Origin of the sequence: Mangrovicoccus ximenensis (genome assembly GCF_003056725.1) — a bacterium.
GTDB classification, from domain to species: domain Bacteria; phylum Pseudomonadota; class Alphaproteobacteria; order Rhodobacterales; family Rhodobacteraceae; genus Mangrovicoccus; species Mangrovicoccus ximenensis.
Genome location: NZ_QBKZ01000001.1, coordinates 888,669 through 913,679 on the forward strand (window position 1 = coordinate 888,669; position 25,011 = coordinate 913,679).

Consider the following 25,011-nt stretch of genomic DNA (forward strand, 5'->3'; position numbering starts at 1 on the left):
CCACCTGACCCGCATCCGGGGAGCGGCTGCGCTCCCCGCGCCCCGGGAACCCCGGCGGAGCCCGCCTCCAAGCGCTCCGCCTCTTCCCGGAACCGGCCCCGCGCCCCGCGGCCGGGCCGGTTCCCCCACGCCACGCGAAGAGGCAAGTCCCATGTCGACGAAAGCGTCCCGTGCCGCTGCGCGGCTCATGATATCGCCCTCGGTCATCCTGCTGCTGGGATGGATGCTGATCCCGCTGGGCCTGACCCTCTACTTCTCCTTCCTGCGCTACAACCTGCTGATGCCGGGCGACAATCCCTTCGTCGGCTTAGAGAACTACAGCTACTTCCTGACCGATCCGGGCTTCACCGCGGCGATCTGGAACACGCTGGCCCTCGTGCTTGGCGTGCTCGTCATCACCATCGGCGGGGGCATCGTTCTGGCGCTGCTCTTGGACCAGCCGATGTGGGGGCAGGGGATCGTCCGCATCCTGGTGATCGCGCCCTTCTTCGTCATGCCGACCGTTTCGGCGCTGGTGTGGAAGAACATGTTCCTCAACCCGGTGAACGGCCTCTTCGCGCATCTCTTCAAGGCGCTGGGGCTCCAGCCCTACGATTTTCTCGCCCAGGCTCCGCTGCTGTCGATCATCGGCATCGTCAGCTGGCAGTGGCTGCCTTTCGCCACGCTGATCCTCCTGACCGCGCTGCAGTCGCTCGACAGCGAACAGCTCGAGGCCGCAGAGATGGACGGTGCCAAGCCGCTGTCGCGCTTCTGGCATATCATGCTGCCGCACCTGGCGCGGGCGATCACCGTGGTCGTGCTGATCCAGACGATCTTCCTTCTGTCGGTTTTCGCCGAGATCCTCGTCACCACCAATGGCGGACCCGGATACGCCTCGACCAACCTGACCTACCTGATCTACGTCCAGTCGCTCCTGCAATACGACGTGGGCATGGGCAGCGCGGGCGGCGTCGTCGCCATCATCCTCGCCAATATCGTCGCGATCTTCCTGATGCGGATGATCGGCAAGAACCTGGAGGCCTGAGCCATGGCGCGTGCCGTCAAGACGCAGCGCAAGGCGCTGAACACCGCGATCGCCTGGGGCGTGGGCCTGCTGATCTTCTTCCCGATCCTCTGGACCATCCTGACGAGCTTCAAGACCGAGGCCGAGGCCATCGCCGATCCGCCCGTCTGGTTCAACTTCTCCTGGACGCTGGAGAACTACTTCACCGTGCAGGAGCGCTCCAACTACTTCCGGCATTTCTGGAACTCGGTGGTCATTTCCGTGGGCTCGACCCTGATCGGGCTGATCATCGCCGTTCCCGCCGCCTGGGCCATGGCCTTCGTGCCCGGCAAGCGGACCAAGGACGTGCTGATGTGGATGCTGTCGACCAAGATGCTGCCGCCGGTGGGCGTGCTGGTGCCGCTCTACCTGATCTTCCGCGATCTGGGTCTTCTCGACACCCGCATCGGGCTGGTCTTCGTGCTGACCATGATCAACCTGCCGATCATCATCTGGATGCTCTACACCTATTTCCGCGAGATCCCCTCCGAGATCCTCGAGGCCGCGCGGATGGACGGGGCGGGGCTGAGGGAAGAAGTGCTGCACGTGCTGATGCCGATGGCGGTGCCCGGCATGGCCTCCACCGTGCTCCTGAACATCATCCTCGCCTGGAACGAGGCCTTCTGGACGCTGAACCTGACCGCCGCCAAGGCCGCGCCGCTGACCGCCTTCATCGCCAGCTATTCCTCGCCCGAGGGGCTGTTCTACGCCAAGCTCTCGGCCGCCTCCACCATGGCCATCGCGCCGATCCTCATCATGGGCTGGTTCAGCCAGAAGCAACTGGTCCGGGGGCTCACCTTCGGCGCCGTGAAATAAGGGGGAACAACCCATGGGAAAAATCACGCTCTCGCAGGTCACGAAAAGCTTCGGCGACGTGCAGGTCATTCCGCCGCTCGACCTGGAAATCAACGATGGCGAATTCGTCGTCTTCGTCGGCCCCTCGGGCTGCGGCAAGTCCACCCTCCTGCGGCTGATCGCGGGGCTCGAGGACGTCACCTCCGGCCGCATCGAGATCGACGGCGCCGAGGCGACCGAGCTGCCGCCCGCGAAACGCCGCCTCGCCATGGTGTTCCAGAGCTACGCGCTCTATCCGCACATGTCGGTCCGAAAGAACATCGCCTTCCCGATGAAGATGGCGAATGTCCCAGAGGACGAGCAGGCCCGCCGCATCGAGTCCGCTGCCAAGGCGCTCAACCTCACCGACTATCTCGACCGCAAGCCGGGGCAGCTCTCGGGCGGCCAGCGCCAGCGCGTCGCCATCGGCCGCGCCATCGTCCGCGAACCGGCGGCCTTCCTCTTCGACGAGCCACTGTCGAACCTCGACGCCGCCCTGCGGGTGGGGATGCGGCTGGAAATCAGCGAGCTGCACGAACGCCTCGCCACCACGATGATCTACGTGACGCATGACCAGGTCGAGGCGATGACCATGGCCGACAAGATCGTGGTGCTGCGCGCGGGCCATATCGAGCAGGTGGGCTCGCCGCTCGACCTCTACCGCGCGCCGCGCAACCTCTTCGTCGCGGGCTTCATCGGCTCGCCCAAGATGAACTTCATCGAAGGCCAGACCGCGGCGGCCCATGGCGCCCACACGATCGGCATCCGGCCCGAGCATATCGAGGTCTCCGCCACCGAAGGCCTCTGGCAAGGCCGCGTCGCAGTGTCCGAGCATCTGGGCAGCGACAGCTTCTTCCATGTCCATGACACCGGACTGGCGGATGTGATCACGGTCCGCGCCTCGGGCGAGATCGGCTTCCGCCACGGCGACACGATCTTCATGACCCCGCGCGAAGACCAGCTGCACCGCTTCGGGGCCGACGGGCTCCGGCTGTGACCGCGGGCGGAGCCTGCCTCCGCCGGACAATCCAGGCGGCGCCTGCGGGAGCCGCGCCAATCCATAGATGGGACCATGCCCATGCCGCTCCGTCTCTCGAATTCCGCCCTGTCCTCGCTGCCTGCCAATGTTGCGGGTCCCGGCTATGACCGCGCCCGGCTGACCCCCGGCATCCTGCATTTCGGCCTCGGCAATTTCCACCGTGCGCACCAGGCCGAGTATCTCGACCGGCTCTTCGCCATGGGCGAGGGGATGGACTGGGCGCTGGTCGGCGCCGGGGTCTTCGAAGGCGAGAAGCGTGGCCGCGACATCCTCGCGGCGCAGGACTGGATGACCACGCTTGTCGAGCAGGAGGCGGAGAGCAGCCGCGCCAAGATCATCGGCTCGATGGTGAACTATGTCGAGCCGGCCAATGCCGACGCGATCATCGAGCGCATGTCCCGGCCCGACATCCGCATCGTGTCGCTGACCATCACCGAGGGCGGCTATTTCCTCGACAGCGAAGGCCGTTTCGATCCGGCCCATCCGGCGATGGCGGCCGATGCCGCCACGCCCGAAGCGCCGAAGACGGTCTTCGGCATGATCCTCGCCGCGCTGGAACTCCGCCATGACCATGGTCTTCCGCCCTTCACCGTGATGTGCTGCGACAACATTCCCCATAACGGCGTCGTCACGCGGAACACGCTGACCGGGCTGGCGCGGCTTTCCGATCCGGCGCTGGCGGACTGGATCGAGGCGAATGTCGCCTTCCCGAATTCCATGGTCGACCGGATCACCCCGGCCACCACCGAGCGCGAGCGCGGCATCCTGCGCGATGAGTTCGGGCTTGAGGACGGCTGGCCGGTCTTCTGCGAGGGCTTCACCCAATGGGTGATGGAGGACAACTTCCCGCTCGGCCGCCCGCCGCTGGAAAAGGCTGGCGTGCAGTTCGTCCCCGATGTTGCGCCCTACGAGCTGATGAAGCTGCGCATCCTCAACGGCGGCCATGCGGTGATCGCCTATCCGGCCGGGCTGATGGACATCCATTTCGTCCATGAGGCGATGGAGCATCCGCTGATCCGCGGCTTCCTCAGGAAGCTCGAGGAGACCGAGATCATCCCGAACGTCCCGCCGGTCCCGGATACCAGCCTGGCCGGGTATTTCGATCTGATCGAAACGCGGTTCTCCAACCCGAAGATCGGCGACACGGTGCGCCGCCTCTGTCTGGACGGCTCGAACCGCCAGCCGAAATTCATCCTGCCGACGCTGCGCGACGCGCTCGCTTCGGGCGGCCCGATCGAGGGGCTGGCACTGGAATGCGCGCTCTGGTGCCGCTACTGTGCCGGGGTGACCGACAGCGGCGCCGCGATCGCGCCGAACGATCCGAACTGGGACAGCCTCGCCGCCGTCGCGCAGGAGGCGCAGTCCCGACCGCAGGCCTGGCTCGGCCAGAAGGCAATCTACGGCGATCTCGCCGGAAACGCCCGTTTCGCCGAGGCCTTCGCCCGCAATCTGCAGGCGCTCGGGAAGGACGGCACTGCGGCGGTTCTGTCCCGCTACCTGGAGGGCTGAGCGATGCCGGAGCGGCTGGTCATCTTCGATTGCGACGGGGTGCTGGTCGACAGCGAACCGATCTCGCTCAACGTGCTGGTCGGCTATCTGGGCGAGCAGGGCTGCGATCTAGATCACGACACCGGCTACCGCGCGCTTCTCGGCCGCTCCATGGCCTCTGTCGCGGACTGGCTGCGGCGCGAGCGCGGCTTCGAGCTGACCGACGGCATGCTGGCCGGGATCCGCGCCCGGCTCTTCGAGCGCTTCGATGCCGAGCTGAGGCCGATCCCCGGCATCGCCGAGGCGGTCGGCGCCATCGGCGGTCCGGTCTGCGTCGCCTCGTCGAGCCAGCCCGAGCGCATCCGCCGCTCGCTGACCCTCACCGGATTGCTGCCGCTTTTCGAACCCAACGTCTTCAGCGCCACCATGGTCGCGCGCGGCAAGCCTGCCCCCGATCTTTTCTTCTTCGCTGCCTCCCGCATGGGCGCGGACCCGGCCGCCTGCGTGGTGATCGAGGACAGCCCCGCCGGTCTGGCCGCCGCCAGGGCGGCGGGCATGCGCGCCGTGCGGCAGGAAGGCCCGGCCCGGCGGGGCCCGGGACGACAGACCAACGGAAGCCGGGTCGGGCCCCGGCCCGCAAGGAACGGCAGCGCGGGCTGGCAGGCGTCATGCCGGGGGCAGGAGCACGCCCGGGTTCATCAGGCCTTCCGGATCGAAGGCCGCCTTGATGCCGCGCAGGATCTCCAGCCGCACCGGATCGCCGAGGCGGGACATCTCCGTCGCCAGCTTGCGCCCGATGCCGTGCTCGGCCGAGAAGCTGCCGCCATGGCGCGCGACCACGTCGTGGATGGCGGTCTCGACCTCCATCTCCTTCGCGATCGGATCCGCATGTGCCGCCCAGGCATCCTGCGGGAACATCACGATGTAATGGACATTGCCGTCGCCGATATGGGCGGTGATGGCGCGTTCCGCCTCGGGAAAGCGCGCCTCGGTGACCGCATCGGCATCGGCGATGAACTGCGCGATCCGGCCCGGACGGACGGAGGTATCCATGACCACGCCGACGCCCTGGCGGGCATTGGCTTCGGTCACCGAATGGCGGAAATGCCAGATCTCCGCCCCCTGCCCCGCGCTCTGGGCGATCACCGCGTCGCGGATCAGCCCGTCCTCGAAGGCAGATTCCAGCGCGCATTCCAGCAGCCCCTGCATCCCGGCATCCGCGCGGGTAGAGGCGAGTTCCACCATCAGCGACCAGGCAGGCGTTTCCGCGAAAGGCATGCGCGTGCCGGGGATGTGGCGCTGGACGTAAGAGACTTGCGCGCGGTCGAGAAGCTCAAGCGCCTCCAGCACGTCGCCCGCCTCAGCGCGCAGGCGGGAGGCCAGCTCCAGCGCCTGCTCCGCGGTCTCCACGGCAAGCCAGGCGTGGGCGCGGTCCTGCATGGCAGGGGACAGCCGCAAGGTTGCCGCCGTCACCAGCCCCAGCGTGCCCTCGGCCCCTGCCACCAGATGGCGCAGCGGATAGCCGCGGTTGTCCTTCGGCAGCGCCGCGAGATCATCGAGCACGCGGCCGTCGGCCAGCACCAGCTCGACCCCCGCCACGAGATCCCGCATCGCTCCGTAGCGCAGCACGCCGGTGCCGCCGGCATTGGTCGAGATCAGCCCGCCGATCTGCGCCGTGCCCTCGCTGCCCAGGTGCAGCGGGAACTGCAGGCCTTCCCGGGCTGCGAATTCGTGCACCTCCGCCAGGGTCATTCCGGCCTCGACCGTCAGCAGCCCCGAGGCCCGGTCGAAGCCGCGCACCGTCCGCATCCGCGACATCGCCACGACCAGCCCGTCCCGCGGCACCGCGCCGTAGCAGAGCCCGGTATTGCCGCCCTGCGGAAAGACCGGCAGCCCGGTCGGCTCGGCGGCGGCGATGGCGGCTGCGGGGCTCTGCGCGGCGCTCGGCGGCACCAACGAACAGGTGGAGAACGCGGCGGAGATCGCGCTCGAGCACCATCTGGGCATGACCTGCGACCCGGCTGCGGGCCTCGTGCAGGTGCCCTGCATCGAGCGCAACGCGCTCGGCGCGATCAAGGCGGTCTCGGCGGCCTCTCTGGCGCTGCGCGGCGACGGCGAGCATTTCATGCCGCTCGACAACTGCGTCCGGGTCATGCTGGAGACCGGCCGCGACATGAACGAGAAGTACAAGGAAACCTCGCAGGGCGGCATCGCCGTGAACCTGCGGACGAGATCGCGCGCAAGGTCGCCGAGGCGGCGCGCATGGTCCATATCGACCACCTGCTCGGGCGGCTGCCGCAGAACCTGTCCGGCGGCCAGCAGCAGCGGCTCGCCATCGCGCGGGCGCTGGTCAAGGGCGCGGGGCTCCTGCTGCTCGACGAGCCGCTGGTCAATCTCGACTACAAGCTGCGCGAGGAGCTGCGCGCCGACCTGCGGGGCATCTTCCGCGACGGCGGGGCGACGGTCGTCTATTCGACGACGGAACCCGACGAGGCACTGCAGATGGGCGGCACCGCCATCGTGATGGACGAGGGCCGCATCCTGCAGTCCGGCCCCGCCGCCGAGGTCCATGCCGCCCCGGCCTCGGTCAAGGTGGCGGAGATCTTCTACGACCCGCCGATGAACGTGATCGGCGGCCGGATCGAGGACGGCCAGCTCTCTTTCGGGGGCAACCGCGTGGCGCTGCCGGCGCATATGGAGGGCCGCCTCCGCGGCCCCTGCCGTCTCGGCGTGCCGCCGCACCGCATCCGGCCCGCGCGATGCCCCGTCCCGCGCTACCCCGTGCAGGTGGCCAGTCATAGGGGGACCGCCCGTGTTCCAGAGCTTCACCTCCACCGCAAGCCCCGACCAGGGCCCGCCGCGGCTCGCCGCCTTCCGCAGGGCGCTGGCCGAAGACGGGCTCGACGGCTTCATCGTGCCGCGCGCCGATGCCCATCAGGGCGAGTATGTCGCCGGCCATGACGACCGCTTGGCCTGGCTGACCGGCTTCACCGGTTCGGCGGGCTTCGCCATCGTGCTGCCGGAGATCGCGGGCGTCTTCGTCGACGGGCGCTACCGGCTGCAGGCACGGGCGCAATGCGATGCCGAGGCCTATACCCCGGTCGACTGGCCCGAGACCCGGCCCGCCGACTGGCTGAAGGACCAGGTCGCGGACGAGGCGCAGATCGGCTTCGATCCCTGGCTGCACACGGTGCAGGAGATCGAGACGCTGCGCGCGGGGCTGGCCGGGACCGGCATCACGCTGGTGGAATCGCCGAGCCCGGTCGACCGTCTCTGGGAGGACCAGCCGCCGCCGCCGATGGCCCCCGCCACCGTCTATCCCGCCGATCTGGCCGGCAAGCCGCAGGACGAGAAGCGCCGCGACCTGGCCGCGGGGCTGGCCAAGGCAGGCGAGGATGCGGCGGTGCTGACCCAGCCCGACGGCATCTGCTGGCTGCTGAACATCCGCGGCGGCGACATTCCCCGCGTGCCGGTCGCCCATGGCTTCGCCGTGCTCCATGCCGATGCCACGCTCGACCTGTTCATGGCCCCGGAAAAGCTCGCCGGACTCGGCAACCATCTGGGCAGCGGCATCCGCATCCATGAGCCGGACAGCTTCGGCCCGGCGCTGGCCAAGCTGTCCGGCAAGGTGCGTCTCGACAAGTCGAGCGTGCCGGTCGCGGTCCATGCCGCGCTGGTCTCGGCGGGCGCGGAGGTGGCCTTCGGCCGCGAACCCTGCCTCCTGCCCAAGGCCTGCAAGTCGGAGACCGAGATCGCTGCCGCGCGCGGCGCGCATTCCCGCGACGCCGCCGCAGTGGTCGAGTTCCTCGCCTGGCTGGAAAAGGCCACCGACCGGCTGGCCGCGGGCGGCGAGGCCCTGACCGAGATCGACGTGGTGAAGAAGCTCGAGGCGTGCCGCGCCGCCACAGGCGCGCTGCGCGACATCTCCTTCGACACGATCTGCGGTGCCGGGCCGAACGGCGCGATCATGCATTACCGCGTCACCGAGGAGACCAACCGCCCGCTGAAGGCCGGCGAGCTGGTGCTGGTCGACAGCGGCGGACAGTATCTTGACGGCACCACCGACATCACCCGCACCATGGCCGTCGGCAGCGCAGGGGCCGAGGAGAAGACCTGCTACACCCGCGTGCTGCGCGGGCTGATCGCGATCTCGATGGCGCGCTTCCCGAAGGGCGTGGCCGGGCGCGACCTCGACGCGCTGGCGCGGATGCCGCTCTGGCAGGCGGGGCAGGATTTCAACCACGGCACCGGCCATGGCGTCGGCCAGTACCTGTCGGTCCATGAAGGCCCGCAGCGGATCTCGCGGGCGAGCACCGAGGTGCTGCAGCCCGGCATGATCCTGTCGAACGAGCCCGGCTACTACCGCGACGGGTCCTTCGGCATCCGGCTGGAGAACCTGATCGTTGTGCAGGAGGCCCCGGCGCTGGCGGGCGGCGACGCGGAGCGCGGCATGTTCGATTTCGAGACGCTGACCTATGTGCCCTTCGACCGCCGCATGATCCTGGCCGACATGCTGACGCCGCCCGAACGCGCCTGGCTCAACGCCTACCATGCCGAGACCTGCGACCGGCTGGCGCCGCTCGTCAGCCGCGGCGCCGCAGCCTGGCTGGAACGGGTGACCGAGCCGCTTTGACCTAGCGGTAGGGAATACCGCAATACCGCGGCGGGCCGGGTTGGGGTACTCAAGCTGCGTGGACCATGGACCTGCCAGTCCGGACAGTCCCCTCCCTCTTTCATTGCGCAAGACAGGCCGGTTCCCAGGAACCGGCCTTCTTTTCTCCGCTCAGAAGGCGAGCGCCCGGAGCGGCAGGCAGGCCGCGCCGATCGCCGGGGTGTCGCCGCCGAGCCCGGAGACCACAAGTTCGGGCAAGGGGTTCAGATGGCCGTGCCGCGGCCGCGCGAAGAACTGCGCCCGGGCGATGAAGGTCTCGGCCAGGGCGCGCGGGATCTGGCCGCCGAAGACGATGCATTCGGGATCGGCCACCGCCGCCAGCGCGTTCAGCACCCGGTCGAGCTGCGGCATCGCCGCGCCGAGCACGGTTTCGAGCAGCGCACCGTCCAGCTCCGCCGCCAGCCGCGACAGCGTCTCCGCCTGCGCACGGGCCAGTCCCTCGCGCGCCGCGAGCCGCTGGAACTGCCGCGTTTCAAGCAGAACCGACCCCGCAAGACCCGCAAGCACGGCAGCCAGCAGGGCCGCCGACAGGAGCGAACGGGACACCGGCCTCATTGCCGGCCCGCGGGAGAGCAGGATTGCAGCTTCATGCAGCCATGGAAATCGGCACGTGAACCTGCGTCAACACCCCTTTCGTCTGCATCTTTCATGGCCTCGCGCGGAAAAAGCGTTCCTGTCAGGTTTGTTGCGCTTGCCCCGCCGCGAATTGCGCGCAAGAATTTCCCCGAAAGCCAGCTTCCGCCAGCCGCACGCAGCCAGCCCGGGCCAGCCACGCATCCCGAAGGGAGCGCAGCAAGCCGGAGCCAGCGACGCAGGCTCCGGCCCTATTTCGTCAGGATCAACTTTCCCATCCGCGTGATGCGCAGCGTATAGACCTGCCCGTCGAGATGGATGAGCGCCGTCGTCCCTTCCGCAACCAGGTCGCGCGCCTCGTATCTGGGCGTCTGCCCGAAGCTCTCTGCCGTACTGCCGCCATCCTGCATGTCTGTCTCCTGTCGAAAGCCGCTCCTGCGGCGGATGGGATTGCCGGGCCAGCCGGTCAGGCGCCCCGTGCCGGAATGCGGCCGATGCTGTCGAGGAACTGCCGCGTGTCGTTGCCTTCGCAAAGCAGGAACGCATGGCGGGCGGCCAGGTCAGGCTCGCCGCGGCGGACATGCCGGAGGCAGGCCATGAACTGGCGCTCATGCGGGGTCAGCTTCGCGGCGCAGCCGGGGCAGTTCGGGTTCGAGAAGCGGAAGACCGAGCGGCGCGACAGGCACATCGCCTCGACCGCTTCGACCAGCGCAGTGAGCAGCCCGGGCGGTCCGCCGAGCCGTTCGGAGGCCGCAATCGCGTGGCGCCAGGACTGGCTGCCGGGTCGGCCGAACGTGTCGAAGAGATGCCGCGCGATGCCGAGGATCGCGGCATCCTCCTCTGAGAGCACGTGATCAGGCGGGCGGCGGGAGGGGCGCTGCTTCGCGCGGCCGCGGTTGGTCGGGGTGCGGGGCCAGATGCTCATCGTCGGTCTCCGGATCTGTTGCAGGACTGGCTCTGTCCGGACGACGGCAGGACACGCTGGCGGGTGGATTGCGCCGGAACGGGGCTTGTCCAGCTATTACCTGATTTTTTATGTCGGATATCTTGCCGGTGCAAGCATGATCGGCTTCGGCACTCCGCTTCAAGTGGATGGCCGGGCCAGTCGCTTGGTCAGGCTTGCAGAATAATTCAGTATATTGACGGAACTTCGATCATATAGTCTATATGTAGGTGCTTCGGTTCCTGCGGCGTGAGTCGCGGGCTAAGAGGGAAGCCGGTTCGATGCCGGCGCTGCCCCCGCAACTGTAAGCGGCGAGCGATGGTCGCGAATGCCACTGGGTTCTCCCGGGAAGGCGCGGCCGGAGCGGTGACCCGCAAGCCAGGAGACCTGCCGCAGCCAGACAGGATGACCGCGAACGGAGGGTTCGGGGCGTGCACCGGCAAGGCAGGGCACCCCCCTGCCCGTCCCGCGCGTCCTCATGCCCCGCAAAGAGGATGCAGCAATGACCGTAACCGTCTATTCCAAGCCCGCCTGCGTGCAATGCACCGCCACGACCCGCGCGCTCGACGCGAAGGGCATCGCCTATGCGCTGGTCGACCTGACCGAGGATGCCGCCGCCCTGCAGCGCGTCACCGGGCTGGGCTACCGCCAGGCGCCGGTGGTGATCGCCGGAGAGGACCATTGGTCCGGCTTCCGCCCCGACCGGATCGCCGGGCTGGCCGCCTGATCCCTTGGCCGGCCTCGTCTATTATTCTTCCGCCAGCGGCAACACCGCCCGTTTCGCCGCGCGGCTGGGACGTCCGGCCGTCCGGATTCCGGCCAGCCCCGGCGATCCGATGCCGGAGGCGCCCGGCCCCTGCCTGCTGATCTGCCCGACCTATGCCGATGGCGCAGGCCGCGGCGCGGTGCCGAAACAGGTGATCCGCTGGCTGAACGGCCCTGCCCGCCGCGCTGCGCTTTGCGGCGTGATCGGCACCGGCAACCGCAGCTTCGGGCCGACCTTCGCGCTGGCGGGGCGGATCATCGCGGAAAAATGCAGCGTCCCGCTGGTCCATTGCTTGGAACTGGCGGGAACCCCTGACGACATCGCCCGCGTCTCGGCCGGGCTCGACCTCATCGAGGAGCGGACATGCTCGATACCCCTGATCACGGCCTGAGCGCCGGGCTCGACCACCACGCGCTGAACGCGATGCTGAACCTCTACGATAGCGAGGGGCGTATCCGTTTCGAGGCGGACCGCATGGCCGCGCGGCAGTATTTCCTGAGCCACGTCAACCAGAACACCGTGTTCTTCCACTCGCTCGACGAGAAGCTCGGCTATCTGGTCGACGAGGGCTATTACGAGACGCAGGTGCTGGAACAATATCCGCGCGCTTTCCTGCGCCGCATCTGGGAGGCCGCCTTCGCCAAGAAGTTCCGGTTCGCGACCTTCCTCGGCGCCTTCAAGTACTACACCAGCTACACGCTGAAGACCCGTGACGGCGCGCGCTATCTGGAACGCTACGAGGACCGCGTCGTCATGGTCGCGCTGGCGCTGGCGCGCGGCGACGAGGCGCTGGCGATGTCCTTCATGGAGGAGATGCTCGAGGGCCGTTTCCAGCCCGCGACCCCGACCTTCCTGAACGCCGGCAAGAAATCGCGCGGCGAGCTGGTCTCGTGCTTCCTGCTCAGGCTCGAAGACACGATGGAGTCGATCGGGCGCGGCATCAATTCGGCGCTGCAGCTGTCGAAACGCGGCGGCGGCGTGGCCTTGATGCTCACCAACATCCGCGAGCACGGCGCGCCGATCAAGGGGATCGAGAACCAGTCCTCGGGCGTGATCCCGATCATGAAACTGCTGGAGGACAGCTTTTCCTATGCCAACCAGCTGGGCGCGCGGCAGGGGGCGGGGGCGGTGTATCTCAATGCCCATCACCCGGATATCCTGCGGTTTCTCGACACCAAGCGGGAGAATGCCGACGAGAAGATCCGCATCAAGACGCTGTCGCTGGGCGTCGTCATCCCGGACGTGACCTTCGAGCTGGCGCGGCGCAATGCCGAGATGCACCTGTTCTCGCCGCATGACGTCGAGCGGGTCTACGGCCTGCCCTTCTCGGAAATCTCGGTCACCGAGAAATACGGCGAGTTGGTCGACGACAAGCGCATCCGCAAGACGAAGATCAACGCCCGCGCCTTCTTCCAGACGCTGGCCGAGATCCAGTTCGAATCCGGCTATCCCTATATCCTGTTCGAGGACACGGCGAACCGCGCCAACCCGATCGCGGGCCGCATCACCATGTCGAACCTGTGTTCCGAGATCCTGCAGGTCGCCGAGGCCAGCAAATTCAACGACGACCTCAGCTACGCGCATCTGGGCACTGATATCTCCTGCAATCTCGGCAGCCTCAACATCGCCCGCGCGATGGATGGCGGCGATCTGGGCCGCACGGTGGAAACCGCGGTGCGCGCCCTCACGGCGGTCAGCGAGATGTCCGCCATCGACTCGGTCCCCTCGATCCGCCGCGGCAATGACGAAAGCCGCGCCATCGGCCTTGGGCAGATGAACCTGCACGGCTTTCTCGCCCGCGAGTGCATCCATTATGGCAGCAAGGAGGCGATCGACTTCACCTCCTGCTATTTCGCCGCCGTGGCCTACCACGCCCTGCGCGCCTCGAACGCGCTGGCCCGCGAGCACGGGCGGAGCTTCGCCGGTTTCGCGGACTCGGCCTATGCCGATGGTTCGTTCTTCGCGAAATACGTCACGCGCGACTGGCTGCCGGAGACGCCGGAGGCGGCCGCCCTGTTCGAGCGCTTCGGCATCGATCTTCCCTCCCGCGGCCACTGGGCAGCGCTGAGGGACGCGGTGATCGAGGACGGGCTCTGGAACCGCTACCTTCAGGCGGTGCCGCCCACCGGTTCGATCAGCTACATCAACAACGCCACGTCCTCGATCCATCCCGTCGCGGCGCGGATCGAGATCCGCAAGGAAGGCAAGATCGGCCGCGTCTACCATCCCGCGCCCTACATGACCAACGACAATCTCGGCTACTACCGCGACGCCTACGAGATCGGCCCCGAGGCGGTGATCGACACCTATGCGGCGGCGACCGAGCATGTCGACCAGGGGCTGAGCCTGACGCTGTTCTTTCCCGCCGAGGCCACGACCCGCGACATCAACCGCGCCCAGATCCATGCCTGGAAGAAGGGCATCAAGACCATCTACTACATCCGCCTGCGCCAGGACGCCCTCGAGGGCACCGGGGTCGAGGGCTGCGTCTCCTGCACGCTGTGAGAATTGCCATGAAAGACATGACCGGAACCCGCCCGCTCCGCGCGGTCAACTGGAACCGCGTGGCCGACCCCAAGGATCTGGAGGTCTGGAACCGCCTGACCGCGAATTTCTGGCTGCCCGAGAAGGTGCCGCTGTCCAACGACGTGCAGAGCTGGGCCCAGCTCAGCGAGGCCGAGCAGCGGCTGACGATACGGGTCTTCACCGGGCTGACGCTGCTCGACACGATCCAGGCCGGAACCGGGGCGCCCGCGATGATGGCGGATGCGCAGACCCCGCACGAGGAGGCGGTGCTGGCCAATATCGCCTTCATGGAGGCGGTGCATGCGCGCAGCTATTCCTCGATCTTCTCGACGCTCTGCCCGATGGCCGAGGTGGACGAGGCCTTCCGCTGGGCCGAGGAAAACCCGCATCTGCAGGCCAAGGCGCGCGCGGTCAGCGACACCTATGCGCCCGGTGCCGACCCGCTGAAGCGCAAGATCGCCAGCGTCTTCCTGGAATCGTTCCTGTTCTATTCCGGCTTCTACCTGCCGATGCACTGGTCATCGCGGGCGCGGCTGACCAACACCGCCGACCTGATCCGGCTGATCATCCGCGACGAGGCGATCCACGGCTACTATATCGGGCTGAAATTCCAGCAGGCGGCGGCCCGCGAAAGCGACGGCCGCCGGGCAGAACTGAAGGACTACGCCTTCTCGCTCCTCTTCGACCTCTACGGCATCGAGGCGCTTTATGCCGGGGACCTCTATGACGGCAGCGGCCTGACCGAGGAAGTGAAGGCCTTCCTGCACTACAACGCCAACAAGGCGCTGATGAACCTGGGCTACGAGGCGCTCTTCCCGCCCGAGGCCTGCCAGGTGAACCCGGCGATCCTCGCCGCGCTGGCCCCCGACAGCGAGAACCACGATTTCTTCTCCGGCTCCGGGTCCTCCTATGTCATCGGCCGGGCCGTGCCGACCGAGGATGAGGACTGGGCGTTCTGAACAGGCAGCGGCGGCCCGTTAAGGCCGCCGCTGCCCCTTTCAGGCGGCGCGCAGCCGGCGCTGCGACAGGGCGACAGCGATCTCGACCGCCGCGAGAACGGCCATTGTCAAACCCACCAGCGGAAAGAAGATCCCGCCCGCCACGGCCATCGCCAGCAGCGTGCGCGGGATGCGCCAGCCGGCGGGGACCTGCGGCACGCCGAGCGCCCCCGACGGACGCCGCTTCCACCACATGACTGCCGCCGAGACGCAGAGCGCCACCATCGCCATGCAGGCGATCAGAAGCACGATCTGGTTCGCCAGTCCCCATTCCTGCCCCATGTGCACGCTGATCCCCCATTCCGCCCAGCGGCCGAGCGTGCCGAGGTCGGCAAAGCCCGCATCGTAGAGCACCTCGCCCGTATACTGGTCGAGATGGATCACCCGCTCGTCATGGATGTCGTCGGGATAGACCGAGGCAGTGAAAACGCCCTGCGGCCCGGATGGCATGGAAACGGCATAGCCCGGCACGATGCCGCGCGCTTCGACTTCGGCCACCACCCTGTCCAGCGCCACCGGCAGGCCCGACGCGGCTCCGGAGAGCGGCACGGGCTGCTTTTCCATGATCCACGGCACCCGATCGGCCACATCGGCGGCAGGGACCGTCGAAACCGGCTTGCCGGACCAGTAGCCTTCCGGCATTCCGAGCCCCAGCGCGTAGGAATAGTCATAGAACTTGCCGCCCCAGACCGAGGACCAAGGCAGGCCGGTCATGGCGAGAAAGACGATGAAGGCGCCGGCATAAAGGCCGGTCACCGCATGCAGGTCGCGCCACCACGGGCGGCCCTTCGCGGCCTTGATCGCGACAGTGCCCAGACCGCGCCCGCGCGGCCACCACAGGTAGATGCCGCTGGCGACCAGCAGCACCATCCAGCCGGCTGCCGCCTCGATCATCCGGTTGCCGAGCCAGCCCGCATATTCCAAGGAATGCAGCTTGCGCACCACATGCATGGCCGGGCTTCCGGCGGCGGCGCCATCCCACAGGCTGCCGAGTACCGTTCCGTCATGGGGATTCACGTAGATCGTGTCCTTCAGCCCGTCCGGCCCGAGGATATCCACCTCGGCCGAGCGGTTCGGAGCGGCGGGCGGCGCATAGGCCTTCAGCTCGCCGGGATGCGCCTCCAGCGCGGCGGCGGCGATCTGCGACGGCGCGAGCGCTGCTGCCGCGGGCTCGACGAAGCGGAGTCTTGCATGGGCCGCGTCGTTGATCTCGTCCTTGAAGAGATAGATGCCGCCGGTGACGGCGAGGATCAGGACGAAGGGCAGGACAAGAAGTCCCGCGATGAAATGCCAGCGCCAGACGGCGCGGTAAAGCGCGGCCTCCGCCGCGCGTCGGGTCGTGTCGGTCATGAAACCATTTCCTTGGGCCCGCCGAGGCGGGCACGTGCCGAGGGGCCGGGCGGAAGCCGCCCGGCAGCGTGTCCGGATGCGGGACGGCGGATGCCGTCAGGCCGCGGCCGGGGGCGCCCTCGGGGAATGGTTGAGATCGCGCGCCTGCGCTGCGCGCCAGAGGTCCCTGCCCCGGCGCCAGCCGTCATGCGGCACCAGCAGGAATTCGATCCCGGCATGGCCGGTTACCGGGGTTTCGGGCAGGCCGTGGCAGAACGGACAGTGATGCTCCGGCGCCGCGTCTCCGCCGCAGAGATCGCCGTGCTGAATGGCATGGCCGTGCATCATCGCGCCGATGGCCAGACCGGCCCGGTCCGGCGCCATCATCCGCGCCGAGGTCACGCTGGTCGCGGCCAGAGCTGCCGCCAGCAGCACACCGAGGAGGGGAAGAAGGACACGGGCCGTCATGGCCCGCCCCATGCCATGACGGGCGCGGACAGGGAAGGCCCTGTTTCGGCGCTCCGCCGGAGCACCGCTCAGGCAGGCCGGATCAAGCGGCGGACGCCTGCGCGGCCCTGCTGCCGCCGAGCCCCGGGATGTCATCGGCTTGACCCGCACGCGGCATCGTGGCTGACCAGCATGACGGCACAGCCCTCGGTCTCCGCCAGCAGCCCCATGACCTCGCGCTGCGGGATAGGCGCGAGAGCGCGCCCGGTTCCAGCCCGGCGCGCTCCACCAGCCGCGACAGGACCGCGGGCGGCGTCACGTCCCGGAGCGACAGCGCGATGTCATAGGTCGGCTGCGCCGCCTCGGTCCGGCGCATCGCCAGCTGCAGCGCAGAGGCCGAGGCCTGCCAGTCGAGCGTCGAGGCCAGCCGGATGTCGCTTCCCTCGATGGTCGTGCGCTGGATCGCCATCCTGGCCAGCGGGTTGACGATCAGGCTGCCGCGCAGGTCCGATGTCGCCATCGTGACGGTTTCCAGCGGCGTCGACAGCCGCTGCTCGTCCGGCCAGACCGCGATGATGTGGTTCGGCTTGTAGCTCAGCGACAGCAGCTGGATGAACTCCGCCGACCAGGCGACGCCGGTCTCGGGATCGGCCAGCTCGGGCGCGGAGATCGTGGTGTCGAAGCGGTTGGGAAAGCCCGCGGTGTCGACGCTGTCGTAATTGGCGACCCAGGCCTCGGCCTCGCGGTCGTCGAACCAGGTGCGGATCGCGTTCTCCGTGGCATGCGCCCCGTAGAGCCAGTAGCCGCTCCAGCCGATGGCGGCGGCAAGAATTGCGGCGAGCAGATATTTCATGGGGCTCCCTTCCATCCCGGTTGCTGCCCTGTGTACAAGTCGGGGCAAAGGAGGGCCAGCGCCATGGCGACACGCGATCTCTGGGTTTTCGGCTACGGCTCGCTCCTGTGGAGCCCCTGCTTCGATCCGGCGGAACGCCAGCTTGCCCGGCTCGACGGCTGGCACCGCTCCTTCTGCATGTGGTCGGTGCATTACCGCGGCACGCCCGAGACGCCCGGGCTGGTGCTGGCGCTCGATGCCGCCGAAGGCGCGTCCTGCCTCGGCGTGGCGTTCCGCGTGGCGCCGGAGGGACGCGAGGCGGCGATCGAAGCGCTGCGCGAACGCGAGCTGATCTCGTCCGCCTATCGCGAGGAATGGCTCGACGTGTCGCTGACCGACGGCCGCTCGGTCGAGGCGGTGACCTATGTGGTCGATCCGGCGCATCACCAATATGCCGGCGGGCTCAGCCTGGAGGAGCAGGCGGGAATCATCGGCGGCGCCACCGGCGAGAAGGGGCCGAACCGCGACTACCTGGCGAACACGCACCGCCACCTGATCGAGCTGGGGCTCGAGGATGCCGACATGGCCTGGCTCGCCCGTGCGCTTTCGGTGTGACAAAATTGTAGTTCGGGGCGCCGGGGCGAAGGTCGCGATTCTCCGGGCGTCCGCAATCGGCTAGACCGGAGCCATGGCCATGTCCGAACAGAGTTCCGCGCCCCAGTTTTCCCAGCCGGTCCGCCAGATCTTCATGATGGTGACCGTCTCCGCCGCCTTCGGGGCCGGCGCCTGGCTCCTGCTGCCGCGGGTCTGGAGCGTGTTCTCCGCCAATCCCTATCTCAACGGCGCCATCGGCGTGGTCTTCGTGATCGGCGTGCTGGCCTGTTTCTGGCAGGTCGCGCAGCTGATTTCCTCGGTCCGCTGGATCGAGGGCTTTGCCGCCGAGCGCCCCGGCATTGACCTGGCACGGCCGCCGCGGCTCCTTGCCTCGCTCGCCGCGCTGATGCGGTCGCGCCGCGGCCGGATGCAGATCAGCGCGGCCTCGTCGCGCTCGATCCTCGACACGGTCGCCACCCGCATCGACGAGGCGCGCGACATCACGCGCTATCTGGGCAACCTTCTGATCTTCCTGGGCCTCCTCGGCACCTTCTACGGGCTTGCCACCACGGTTCCGGCGGTGGTCGACACGATCCGCTCGCTGGCCCCGGCCTCGGGCGAGGATTCCGCGGCGGTGTTCGGACGGCTGATCTCGGGGCTGGAAACCCAGCTCGGCGGCATGGGCACGGCCTTCGCCTCCTCGCTTCTGGGGCTCGCCGGGTCGCTGGTCGTCGGCCTGCTGGAGCTGTTCGCCAGCCACGGCCAGAACCGGTTCTACCGCGAGCTCGAGGAATGGCTGTCGACCATCACCCGGCTCGGTTTCGCCGGCAATGACGGCGAGGGCGGCAGCGACGGGGCGGCGATCGCCGCGGCGCTCGACCAGGTCGCGCTTCAGATGGGCGAGCTGCACAGCGTGATCCGCGAATCCGAGGCGCACCGCGTCGCCATGGACAGCCGCCTTGCCGGGCTCGGCGCCGCGCTCGACAGGCTGCGCGCGGGTCTCGCGCAGGTCCGGCATGCCGTCCTCCAGCGCCATGACGCCGCCGCGCGTGCCCTCGACCAGCGGCGCGATCGCCTCCCCCGAGGCAATGGTCTGCTCGAATTCGCGCGGCGCCGACGGCCCCAGCGCGATCACCGCGTCGAGATCGCCATCGGTGATCCGGTAGAGCCCGATCTCGGGCGCGTCGAACTCCGCCTCGAACCGGCCCGGGCTGACCTCCCCGGCCTCGAGCTCCCAGCTTTCGCCGCCGGGCCCGGTCACGGTGATCGTGCCGATCCCGTCCTCCAGCGTGCGGCGGATCACGGTCATCGACTGGCCCTCGGCCTCGGCCCAGAGCGCCTCTTCCTCCAGTTCGGGCTCCTTCATCATCCAATGCGCGAGGCGGCGCAGCAGCTCGAGCTGCGGCCCGCCGCCCTCGAAGCCGCGGTTCCACAGCCAGGCATGGTCGGAGGCCAGCAGCGCCACGCGCCCCTCTCCGACCCGGTCGAGCACCAGCAGGGGCTTGTCCTCCGGCCCCGACATCACCGTCTCGCCCGATTTCGGGTCGAGATCGATCATCCGGAACCAGCGGCCCCAATGCGGCGCCGTCTCGCCCTCGGGCGCGTTCTCCGCCCCCCAGGCATCAAGCCCCTCGGTCACCGGATGCCGCCGCCCCAGATCGGTCAGGAGCGGCTTGAACCCCTCCTCGTAGACCCGCGCGGTCGGCTCGGCCGGGATGATCTCGCTCAGCGGCGTGCGGTAGATCGAGGTGGCGCCCGCGAAATCCGGACCGGCGGCGACCAGCACCGCGCCGCCATCCATCACGTATTGGCGGATGTTGTCGAGATAGATCACCGGCAGGATGCCGCGCCGCTTGTAGCGGTCGAAGATGATCAGGTCGAACTCGTCGATCTTCTCGAGGAAAAGCTCGCGCGTCGGGAAGGCGATGAGGCTGAGTTCGGTCACCGGCACGCCGTCCTGCTTCTCGGGCGGGCGCAGGATGGTGAAATGGACGAGATCGACCGAGCTGTCGGATTTCAGCAGGTTGCGCCAGGTGCGCTCGCCCGCATGCGGCTCGCCCGAGACCAGGAGCACCCGCAGCCGGTCGCGCACGCCGTTGATCTGCAGCACCGCGGAATTGTTGCGGTCGGTCAGCTCTCCGGGCGCATCCTCCAGCGTGAACTGGATCACGTTCATCCCGCCATGGGGCAGCACCACCGGCAGGTCGATGTCCTGCCCGACCGGCACGCGGTAGGTCTGCGGCTCGCTGCCATCGACCGACAGCGCAAGGTTCGCCGCGCCGCCGATGCCCTCGGGCACGTCGCCCTGGTCCTCGATCCGCAGCGTCAGGTGGAATTCCTCGTTCAGGATGGCGAAGGCTGGCGCGTTCCTGACGATCAGGCGGCGGTCCCAGTCGGTGTCATGCCCGGTCATCAGCAGATGCACCGGCGCGGGCACCGCGGGCATCTGCGCCATGTCGTGGATCTGGCCATCGGAAACCACGACGATCCCGGCGACCCGGGCGCGCGGCTCGTCGGCCAGCGCCTCGGAGACCGCCTGCATCACCAGCGACCCCTCGTTGCCCTCGGCATCGCGCACGGTGACCTCGCGCAGCTCGGTATTCGGACGCGCGGCGACCTCGGCGCGCAGGCCTTCGAGCGCGGCCTCCGTCTGGGCGAACGGGACAAGTGGCCGCGCCGGACCGGCGGCGACTATGTCCGCTCCGAGCGCCAGGTCCTGCGGCGCCTGCCGCGGAGCCGCGCGGTGGTGTTCTCGATCCACACGCTGGTGCTGCGCCTGTGCGACATGCCCGAGCCCTGGCGCAGCAGCCTGCAACAGGAGGCTCCGGCGCCCGGCTGAAGGGACGGTCCGCCCTTGGCGGTTTCAACGGGGGCGGTGCTGGCGGCAGCTGCACCCGGTCCTCGAAAGCCTCTGGCATGCCGGAGCGGTCTCCCTTCCCGGGGCCCGTGCCGCAGCCCGGAACTTCCGGCGCAACCGGGGTGCTCCGCCTGCGCGGAGACTGCCGGAAAACCGCCCGTCTGCGGGAAAAGGGCGGCTGCTGCGCATTGGCGCTCCGGAAGCCGAGCTTGCCGCCAAGATGGAGAAGGCCGGTGCCGGGCGGCGGCGGTGGCACGCAGGCAGGGGCGCCCGGCGTCGCGAACCAGACGGTCAGCGCTCCACGCTGCCTCAGCGTCTGATTATACGCTTGCCAGTTGGTGGTCTTGTAGGTCGGCTTCGGCGGTCTGCTCATGCAAGCCCGCTACTACATTGGATTCACGAAGTGAATCCCGGAGCCTCTTTGTGCAACAAGGCCGAATGGTGCGATGCAGCCAATTTGCCGCTCTGTGCAGCTCACGGTTTGCGCAAGGCCATCTGCTGCCCGATCGCAGAAGCGGGCGGGCAGCCTCACGAGATCATGTCGGTAAGCGGCCATGGCACCTTGGCCGAAGCGCAGCGATACACAGTGGACTTCGGCCGGAAATGTCTGGCGGATTCCGCGATTGGTCGCCTCCCGCATGGGGCAAAAGGCGGACAGAGTTTGGTGAACCACCCTGGCAGGTTCGCCAGGAAAATCCGTAACTCCTTGGCGGATAAGGAGAAATAGATAGGGTTTGGTAGGCCCGGAGGGACTTGAACCCCCAACCAAAGTGTTATGAGCACTCTGCTCTAACCATTGAGCTACAGGCCCGCCTGCCGAATGGCTAGCAGACCGGTGCCCGGCGTCAAGGGGCCGCAGGCCGCGAGACGATTGCACTGTTGCCGGGACTGCTATAGGCGGAGCCCGCGCAGCGAAGGATCACAGACATGAGCGACGGAAAGAACGGGCTGACCTATGCCGAGGCAGGGGTCGATATCGCGGCAGGCAACGCGCTGGTGGAGCGGATCAAGCCCGCGGCCAAGGCGACGGCCCGTCCGGGAGTTATGTCGGGTCTCGGCGGCTTCGGCGCGCTTTTCGACCTGAAGGGCGCGGGCTACCAGGATCCGATCCTGGTCGCAGCCACCGATGGCGTCGGCACCAAGCTGCGGCTGGCGATCGATACCGGCCACGTGTCCACCGTCGGCATCGACCTTGTCGCCATGTGCGTCAACGACCTGATCTGCCAGGGCGCGGAGCCGCTGTTCTTCCTCGACTATTTCGCCACCGGCAAGCTCGAGCTCGATGCGGCCACCCAGGTGATCGAGGGCATCGCCAAGGGCTGCGAACTGTCGGGCTGCGCGCTGATCGGCGGCGAGACCGCCGAGATGCCGGGCATGTATCCGGCGGGCGATTTCGACCTCGCGGGCTTTGCCGTCGGCGCGATGGAGCGCGGCGCGCATCTGCCGGCGGACGTGGCCGAGGGTGACGTGCTGCTGGGCCTCGCCTCGGACGGCGTCCACTCCAACGGCTATTCGCTGGTGCGCAAGATCGTCGAGTCGGCCGGGCTGTCCTGGGAGGACCAGGCGCCCTTCGTCGGCGAGAGCCTCGGCAAGGCGCTGCTGACGCCCACCCGTCTCTACGTGAAGCCGCTCAAGGCGGCGATCGCGGCGGGCGGCGTGCATGCGCTGGCGCATATCACCGGCGGCGGGCTGACCGAGAACGTGCCGCGCGTCCTGCCGGAGGGGCTGGGCGTGACCATTGACCTGTCGAGCTGGACGCTGCCGCCGGTCTTCGCCTGGCTCGCGGATGCGGGCGGGCTGTCGCAGGCCGAGCTGCTGAAGACTTTCAACAGCGGCATCGGCATGGTCGTCGCCGTCGCGGCCGGCCGGGCCGACGAGATCGAGGCGCTGCTGAAGGCGGAAGGCGAGACCGTCACCCGCATCGGCACCGTGACCGCGGGCGAGGGCGTGACCTACGAGGGGACGCTGGCGTGACCAAGCGCGTCGCGATCCTGATTTCCGGCGGGGGCTCCAACATGGTGGCCCTCGTCGATTCCATGACCGGCGACCATCCGGCGCGGCCCTGCCTCGTGCTGTCGAACAATGCCGAGGCGGGCGGGCTGGAAAAGGCCGCTTCGCGCGGCATTCCGACGGCGGTGGTCGACCACCGGCCCTTCGGCAAGGACCGCCCGGCCTTCGAGGCCGAGCTGACCCGCGTGCTGGAAGCGGCCGAGCCCGACATCATCTGCCTCGCGGGCTTCATGCGGGTGCTGACCGAAGGGTTCTTCGCGCGCTGGCAGGGCCGGATGCTGAACATCCACCCGTCGCTGCTGCCGAAATACCGCGGCCTGCACACCCATGCGCGGGCGATCGAGGCTGGGGATGCCGAACATGGCTGCACCGTCCACGAGGTCACGCCCGAGCTCGACGGCGGCCCGATCCTCGGCCAGGCGCATCTGCCGATCCTGGCCGGAGACACGCCCGATAAGCTCGCCGCGCGGCTGCTGCCGCTGGAACACCGGCTCTATCCCGAGGCCCTGCGCCGCTTCGCCTGCGGAGACCGCAGCCGCTTCACCTTGGCTTGACATCGCACGGGCCGGGGCCTCATCTTTGGCCATCGCGCCAAACCTACGGAACGCAAAGAAGAAAAAACTGATGAAGACCCTGACCACGACGGAAGAGCTGCGCGAATTCTGCAACCGTGCCGCCCAGCACCCCTACGTGACGGTGGATACGGAATTCCTCCGCGAGCGGACCTATTATTCCAAGCTCTGCCTCTTGCAGATCGCCTATCCGGGCGAAGGCGAGGAAACCGCCGTGCTGATCGATCCGCTCGCCGAGGGGATCGACCTGCAGCCGGTCTATGACCTGTGCAGCAATACCAGCGTGGTCAAGGTCTTCCATGCCGCCCGCCAAGACGTGGAAATCTTCTACCATGACGGCGGCGTCATCCCCGAGCCGCTGTTCGACACCCAGGTCGCGGCGATGGTCTGCGGCTTCGGCGAGCAGGTCGGCTACGAGACCCTGGTCAAGCGCATCGCGCGGGCCAGCCTAGACAAATCCTCGCGCTTCACCGACTGGAGCCGCCGCCCGCTGACCGATGCCCAGCTGAGCTATGCTCTGGCCGACGTGACCCATCTGCGGGTGATCTACGAATACCTCTCCGCCGAGCTGGAGAAGGCGGGCCGCAAGGCTTGGGTCGAAGAGGAAATCCAGGTCCTCACCGATCCCGAGACCTATATCTCCCGTCCCGAGGAGGCCTGGAAACGGGTCAAGACGCGGACCAACAGCGGCAAGTTCCTCGGCGTCGTCGCCGCGCTGGCCGAGTTCCGCGAGCGCTATGCGCAGGAACGCAACATTCCCCGCAGCCGGGTCTTCAAGGACGATGCGCTGGTCGAGCTTGCCTCGACCAAGCCGCGCAATGCCGCCGACCTGTCGCGGTCGCGGCTGCTGCTGCGCGAGGCCCGCAAGGGCGAGATCGCCGACGGCATCCTGGCAGCGGTCGAGAAGGGGATTGCCACCCCGCCCGAGGCCGTGCCGCGCAAGGAAGAGGCCGACAAGTCGAATGTCAGCCAGGCGCTGGCGGAACTGCTGCGGGTGCTGCTGAAGGCCAAGGCCGAACAGTCCGGCGTGGCGCAGAAGCTGATCGCGACCACGGCGGAACTCGACGCGATCGCCGCGGGCGAGCGCGACCTGATGGCGCTGAAAGGCTGGCGCCGCAAGGTCTTCGGCGAGGATGCGCTGCGGCTCTGCGAGGGCGGCCTTGCGCTTTCGGCCGACGGCGGCGCGATCCGCATCGTCGAGCTCTGAGCCCGCAGCCCCGGGATTGCGGCCGCGCAGCTGCGGCCGGGTCCGGGGCAGGCCATCGCCCGCGGCGCTCCCCGGTGCGGGAAGGAGGCAGGGCAGTCCCGGATTTCCCCATCGGAACGCCAGCCGCCCGGCCAAGGGGGCGGAATGGGCTCTCCCTCTGCGCGCTGCCGTAAAACGGTCCGGTCGCTTGAGCACGCCAAGTCGCCAGGCAAACGGCGCCGCAAGGCATGGCGGAGTTCGGCACCGTGGCCGTCTGTCCGGCAGCGGCTGCATCATGCGCTT

21 protein-coding genes, 1 tRNA gene, 5 pseudogenes and 1 riboswitch are annotated in these 25,011 nt (G+C 68.4%); of the genes and pseudogenes, 17 read left to right on the plus strand and 10 right to left on the minus strand.

Annotated elements, in window-relative coordinates:
* Window positions 1–151 precede the first annotated feature (151 nt).
* The 5 genes and pseudogenes from C7T91_RS04925 to C7T91_RS39075 form a co-directional block, all read left to right on the plus strand.
* Entirely contained in the window at window positions 152–1,024 is an 873-nt protein-coding gene (locus tag C7T91_RS04925; protein WP_108258220.1) for a carbohydrate ABC transporter permease, read from the plus strand.
* 3 nt (window positions 1,025–1,027) lie between these two features.
* On the plus strand, window positions 1,028–1,858 hold the full coding sequence (locus tag C7T91_RS04930) for a carbohydrate ABC transporter permease (RefSeq protein ID WP_108258221.1): 831 nt from the start codon (window positions 1,028–1,030) through the stop codon (window positions 1,856–1,858).
* Window positions 1,859–1,871: 13 nt separating this feature from the next.
* Window positions 1,872–2,873: an ABC transporter ATP-binding protein gene (locus C7T91_RS04935; protein WP_108258222.1), complete on the plus strand. Its 1,002-nt coding sequence runs from the start codon at window positions 1,872–1,874 to the stop codon at window positions 2,871–2,873.
* 81 nt (window positions 2,874–2,954) lie between these two features.
* On the plus strand, window positions 2,955–4,424 hold the full coding sequence (locus C7T91_RS04940; protein WP_108258223.1) for a mannitol dehydrogenase family protein: 1,470 nt from the start codon (window positions 2,955–2,957) through the stop codon (window positions 4,422–4,424).
* A 3-nt stretch (window positions 4,425–4,427) separates the two neighbouring features.
* Window positions 4,428–4,910: pseudogene (locus C7T91_RS39075) on the plus strand (HAD family hydrolase); the annotation flags it as partial.
* Window positions 4,911–5,069: 159 nt separating this feature from the next.
* Here the strand turns inward: C7T91_RS39075 and C7T91_RS04950 are convergent.
* The gene (locus tag C7T91_RS04950; RefSeq protein WP_145962776.1) at window positions 5,070–6,410 is read right to left on the minus strand and encodes an FAD-binding oxidoreductase; all 1,341 of its coding nucleotides are present in this window, start codon (window positions 6,408–6,410) and stop codon (window positions 5,070–5,072) included.
* Here C7T91_RS04950 and C7T91_RS04955 point away from each other — a divergent pair.
* The 3 genes and pseudogenes from C7T91_RS04955 to C7T91_RS04965 all read left to right on the plus strand — a co-directional run.
* A pseudogene (locus C7T91_RS04955) lies at window positions 6,301–6,627 on the plus strand (L-serine ammonia-lyase, iron-sulfur-dependent, subunit alpha); the annotation flags it as partial. The gene C7T91_RS04950 and the pseudogene C7T91_RS04955 overlap by 110 nt on opposite strands.
* A gap of 8 nt (window positions 6,628–6,635) precedes the next feature.
* Window positions 6,636–6,731: pseudogene (locus tag C7T91_RS34760) on the plus strand (hypothetical protein); the annotation flags it as partial.
* A gap of 484 nt (window positions 6,732–7,215) precedes the next feature.
* On the plus strand, window positions 7,216–9,036 hold the full coding sequence (locus C7T91_RS04965; RefSeq protein WP_108258224.1) for an aminopeptidase P family protein: 1,821 nt from the start codon (window positions 7,216–7,218) through the stop codon (window positions 9,034–9,036).
* A gap of 150 nt (window positions 9,037–9,186) precedes the next feature.
* Here C7T91_RS04965 and C7T91_RS04970 read toward each other — a convergent pair whose 3' ends face one another.
* The 3 genes from C7T91_RS04970 to C7T91_RS04980 form a co-directional block, all read right to left on the minus strand.
* On the minus strand, window positions 9,187–9,621 hold the full coding sequence (locus tag C7T91_RS04970) for an ROK family protein (RefSeq protein ID WP_145962777.1): 435 nt from the start codon (window positions 9,619–9,621) through the stop codon (window positions 9,187–9,189).
* A gap of 278 nt (window positions 9,622–9,899) precedes the next feature.
* The gene (gene hemP / locus C7T91_RS04975; protein ID WP_108258226.1) at window positions 9,900–10,058 is read right to left on the minus strand and encodes a hemin uptake protein HemP; all 159 of its coding nucleotides are present in this window, start codon (window positions 10,056–10,058) and stop codon (window positions 9,900–9,902) included.
* Window positions 10,059–10,114: 56 nt separating this feature from the next.
* Window positions 10,115–10,573, minus strand: a complete 459-nt coding sequence (locus C7T91_RS04980) for a hypothetical protein (protein WP_108258227.1) — start codon at window positions 10,571–10,573, stop codon at window positions 10,115–10,117.
* A gap of 237 nt (window positions 10,574–10,810) precedes the next feature.
* Window positions 10,811–11,000, plus strand: a riboswitch (cobalamin riboswitch).
* A gap of 93 nt (window positions 11,001–11,093) precedes the next feature.
* Between C7T91_RS04980 and nrdH the strand changes: the two genes are divergently transcribed.
* The 4 genes from nrdH to nrdF are packed head-to-tail and all read left to right on the plus strand — an operon-like array spanning window position 11,094 to window position 14,842.
* Complete coding sequence (nrdH, locus tag C7T91_RS04985) at window positions 11,094–11,318, plus strand: glutaredoxin-like protein NrdH (protein ID WP_108258228.1); 225 nt, start codon at window positions 11,094–11,096, stop codon at window positions 11,316–11,318.
* A gap of 4 nt (window positions 11,319–11,322) precedes the next feature.
* Window positions 11,323–11,748, plus strand: coding sequence for a class Ib ribonucleoside-diphosphate reductase assembly flavoprotein NrdI (nrdI, locus tag C7T91_RS04990; protein ID WP_108258229.1), 426 nt, complete (start codon window positions 11,323–11,325; stop codon window positions 11,746–11,748).
* A complete protein-coding gene (gene nrdE / locus C7T91_RS04995) occupies window positions 11,721–13,862 on the plus strand; it encodes a class 1b ribonucleoside-diphosphate reductase subunit alpha (protein WP_108258230.1) in 2,142 nt (713 codons plus the stop codon). The genes nrdI and nrdE overlap by 28 nt, the downstream gene beginning before the upstream one ends.
* 8 nt (window positions 13,863–13,870) lie before the next feature.
* Complete coding sequence (nrdF, locus tag C7T91_RS05000) at window positions 13,871–14,842, plus strand: class 1b ribonucleoside-diphosphate reductase subunit beta (protein WP_108258231.1); 972 nt, start codon at window positions 13,871–13,873, stop codon at window positions 14,840–14,842.
* A gap of 39 nt (window positions 14,843–14,881) precedes the next feature.
* Here the strand turns inward: nrdF and C7T91_RS05005 are convergent, their stop codons facing one another.
* The 3 genes from C7T91_RS05005 to C7T91_RS05015 all read right to left on the minus strand — a co-directional run bounded on the left by C7T91_RS05005 (window position 14,882) and on the right by C7T91_RS05015 (window position 17,510).
* Window positions 14,882–16,231: a PepSY-associated TM helix domain-containing protein gene (locus C7T91_RS05005; protein WP_108258232.1), complete on the minus strand. Its 1,350-nt coding sequence runs from the start codon at window positions 16,229–16,231 to the stop codon at window positions 14,882–14,884.
* A 96-nt stretch (window positions 16,232–16,327) separates the two neighbouring features.
* Window positions 16,328–16,678, minus strand: coding sequence for a hypothetical protein (locus C7T91_RS05010; protein ID WP_145962778.1), 351 nt, complete (start codon window positions 16,676–16,678; stop codon window positions 16,328–16,330).
* Window positions 16,679–16,760: 82 nt separating this feature from the next.
* Window positions 16,761–17,510: a DUF2125 domain-containing protein gene (locus tag C7T91_RS05015; protein WP_161555746.1), complete on the minus strand. Its 750-nt coding sequence runs from the start codon at window positions 17,508–17,510 to the stop codon at window positions 16,761–16,763.
* 63 nt (window positions 17,511–17,573) lie between these two features.
* Here C7T91_RS05015 and C7T91_RS05020 point away from each other — a divergent pair.
* Window positions 17,574–18,086, plus strand: a pseudogene (locus C7T91_RS05020) (gamma-glutamylcyclotransferase); the annotation flags it as partial.
* Here the strand turns inward: C7T91_RS05020 and C7T91_RS39080 are convergent.
* Window positions 17,977–20,796 carry a hypothetical protein gene (locus C7T91_RS39080; RefSeq protein ID WP_407943259.1) on the minus strand — a complete coding sequence of 940 codons (2,820 nt, stop codon included), beginning with the start codon at window positions 20,794–20,796 and terminating at the stop codon, window positions 17,977–17,979. The pseudogene C7T91_RS05020 and the gene C7T91_RS39080 sit on opposite strands and share 110 nt — an antisense overlap.
* Before the next feature lie 12 nt (window positions 20,797–20,808).
* On the opposite strand from C7T91_RS39080, the gene C7T91_RS40320 reads away from it, so the two are divergent.
* Window positions 20,809–20,922, plus strand: a complete 114-nt coding sequence (locus C7T91_RS40320; protein WP_456237833.1) for a hypothetical protein — start codon at window positions 20,809–20,811, stop codon at window positions 20,920–20,922.
* 298 nt (window positions 20,923–21,220) lie between these two features.
* Here C7T91_RS40320 and C7T91_RS05035 read toward each other — a convergent pair.
* Window positions 21,221–21,313, minus strand: a pseudogene (locus tag C7T91_RS05035) (IS5/IS1182 family transposase); the annotation flags it as partial.
* A 362-nt stretch (window positions 21,314–21,675) separates the two neighbouring features.
* Window positions 21,676–21,751: transfer RNA gene (locus C7T91_RS05040), tRNA-Ile, on the minus strand.
* Window positions 21,752–21,867: 116 nt separating this feature from the next.
* On the opposite strand from C7T91_RS05040, the gene purM reads away from it, so the two are divergent.
* From purM to rnd, 3 genes are all read left to right on the plus strand, one after another.
* On the plus strand, window positions 21,868–22,914 hold the full coding sequence (purM, locus tag C7T91_RS05045; RefSeq protein WP_108258237.1) for a phosphoribosylformylglycinamidine cyclo-ligase: 1,047 nt from the start codon (window positions 21,868–21,870) through the stop codon (window positions 22,912–22,914).
* Window positions 22,911–23,504, plus strand: a complete 594-nt coding sequence (gene purN, locus C7T91_RS05050) for a phosphoribosylglycinamide formyltransferase (protein ID WP_108258238.1) — start codon at window positions 22,911–22,913, stop codon at window positions 23,502–23,504. Before purM ends, purN begins: the two co-directional genes overlap by 4 nt.
* 70 nt (window positions 23,505–23,574) lie before the next feature.
* Entirely contained in the window at window positions 23,575–24,729 is a 1,155-nt protein-coding gene (rnd, locus tag C7T91_RS05055; protein WP_108258239.1) for a ribonuclease D, read from the plus strand.
* The last annotated feature ends 282 nt before the right edge of the window (window positions 24,730–25,011 follow it).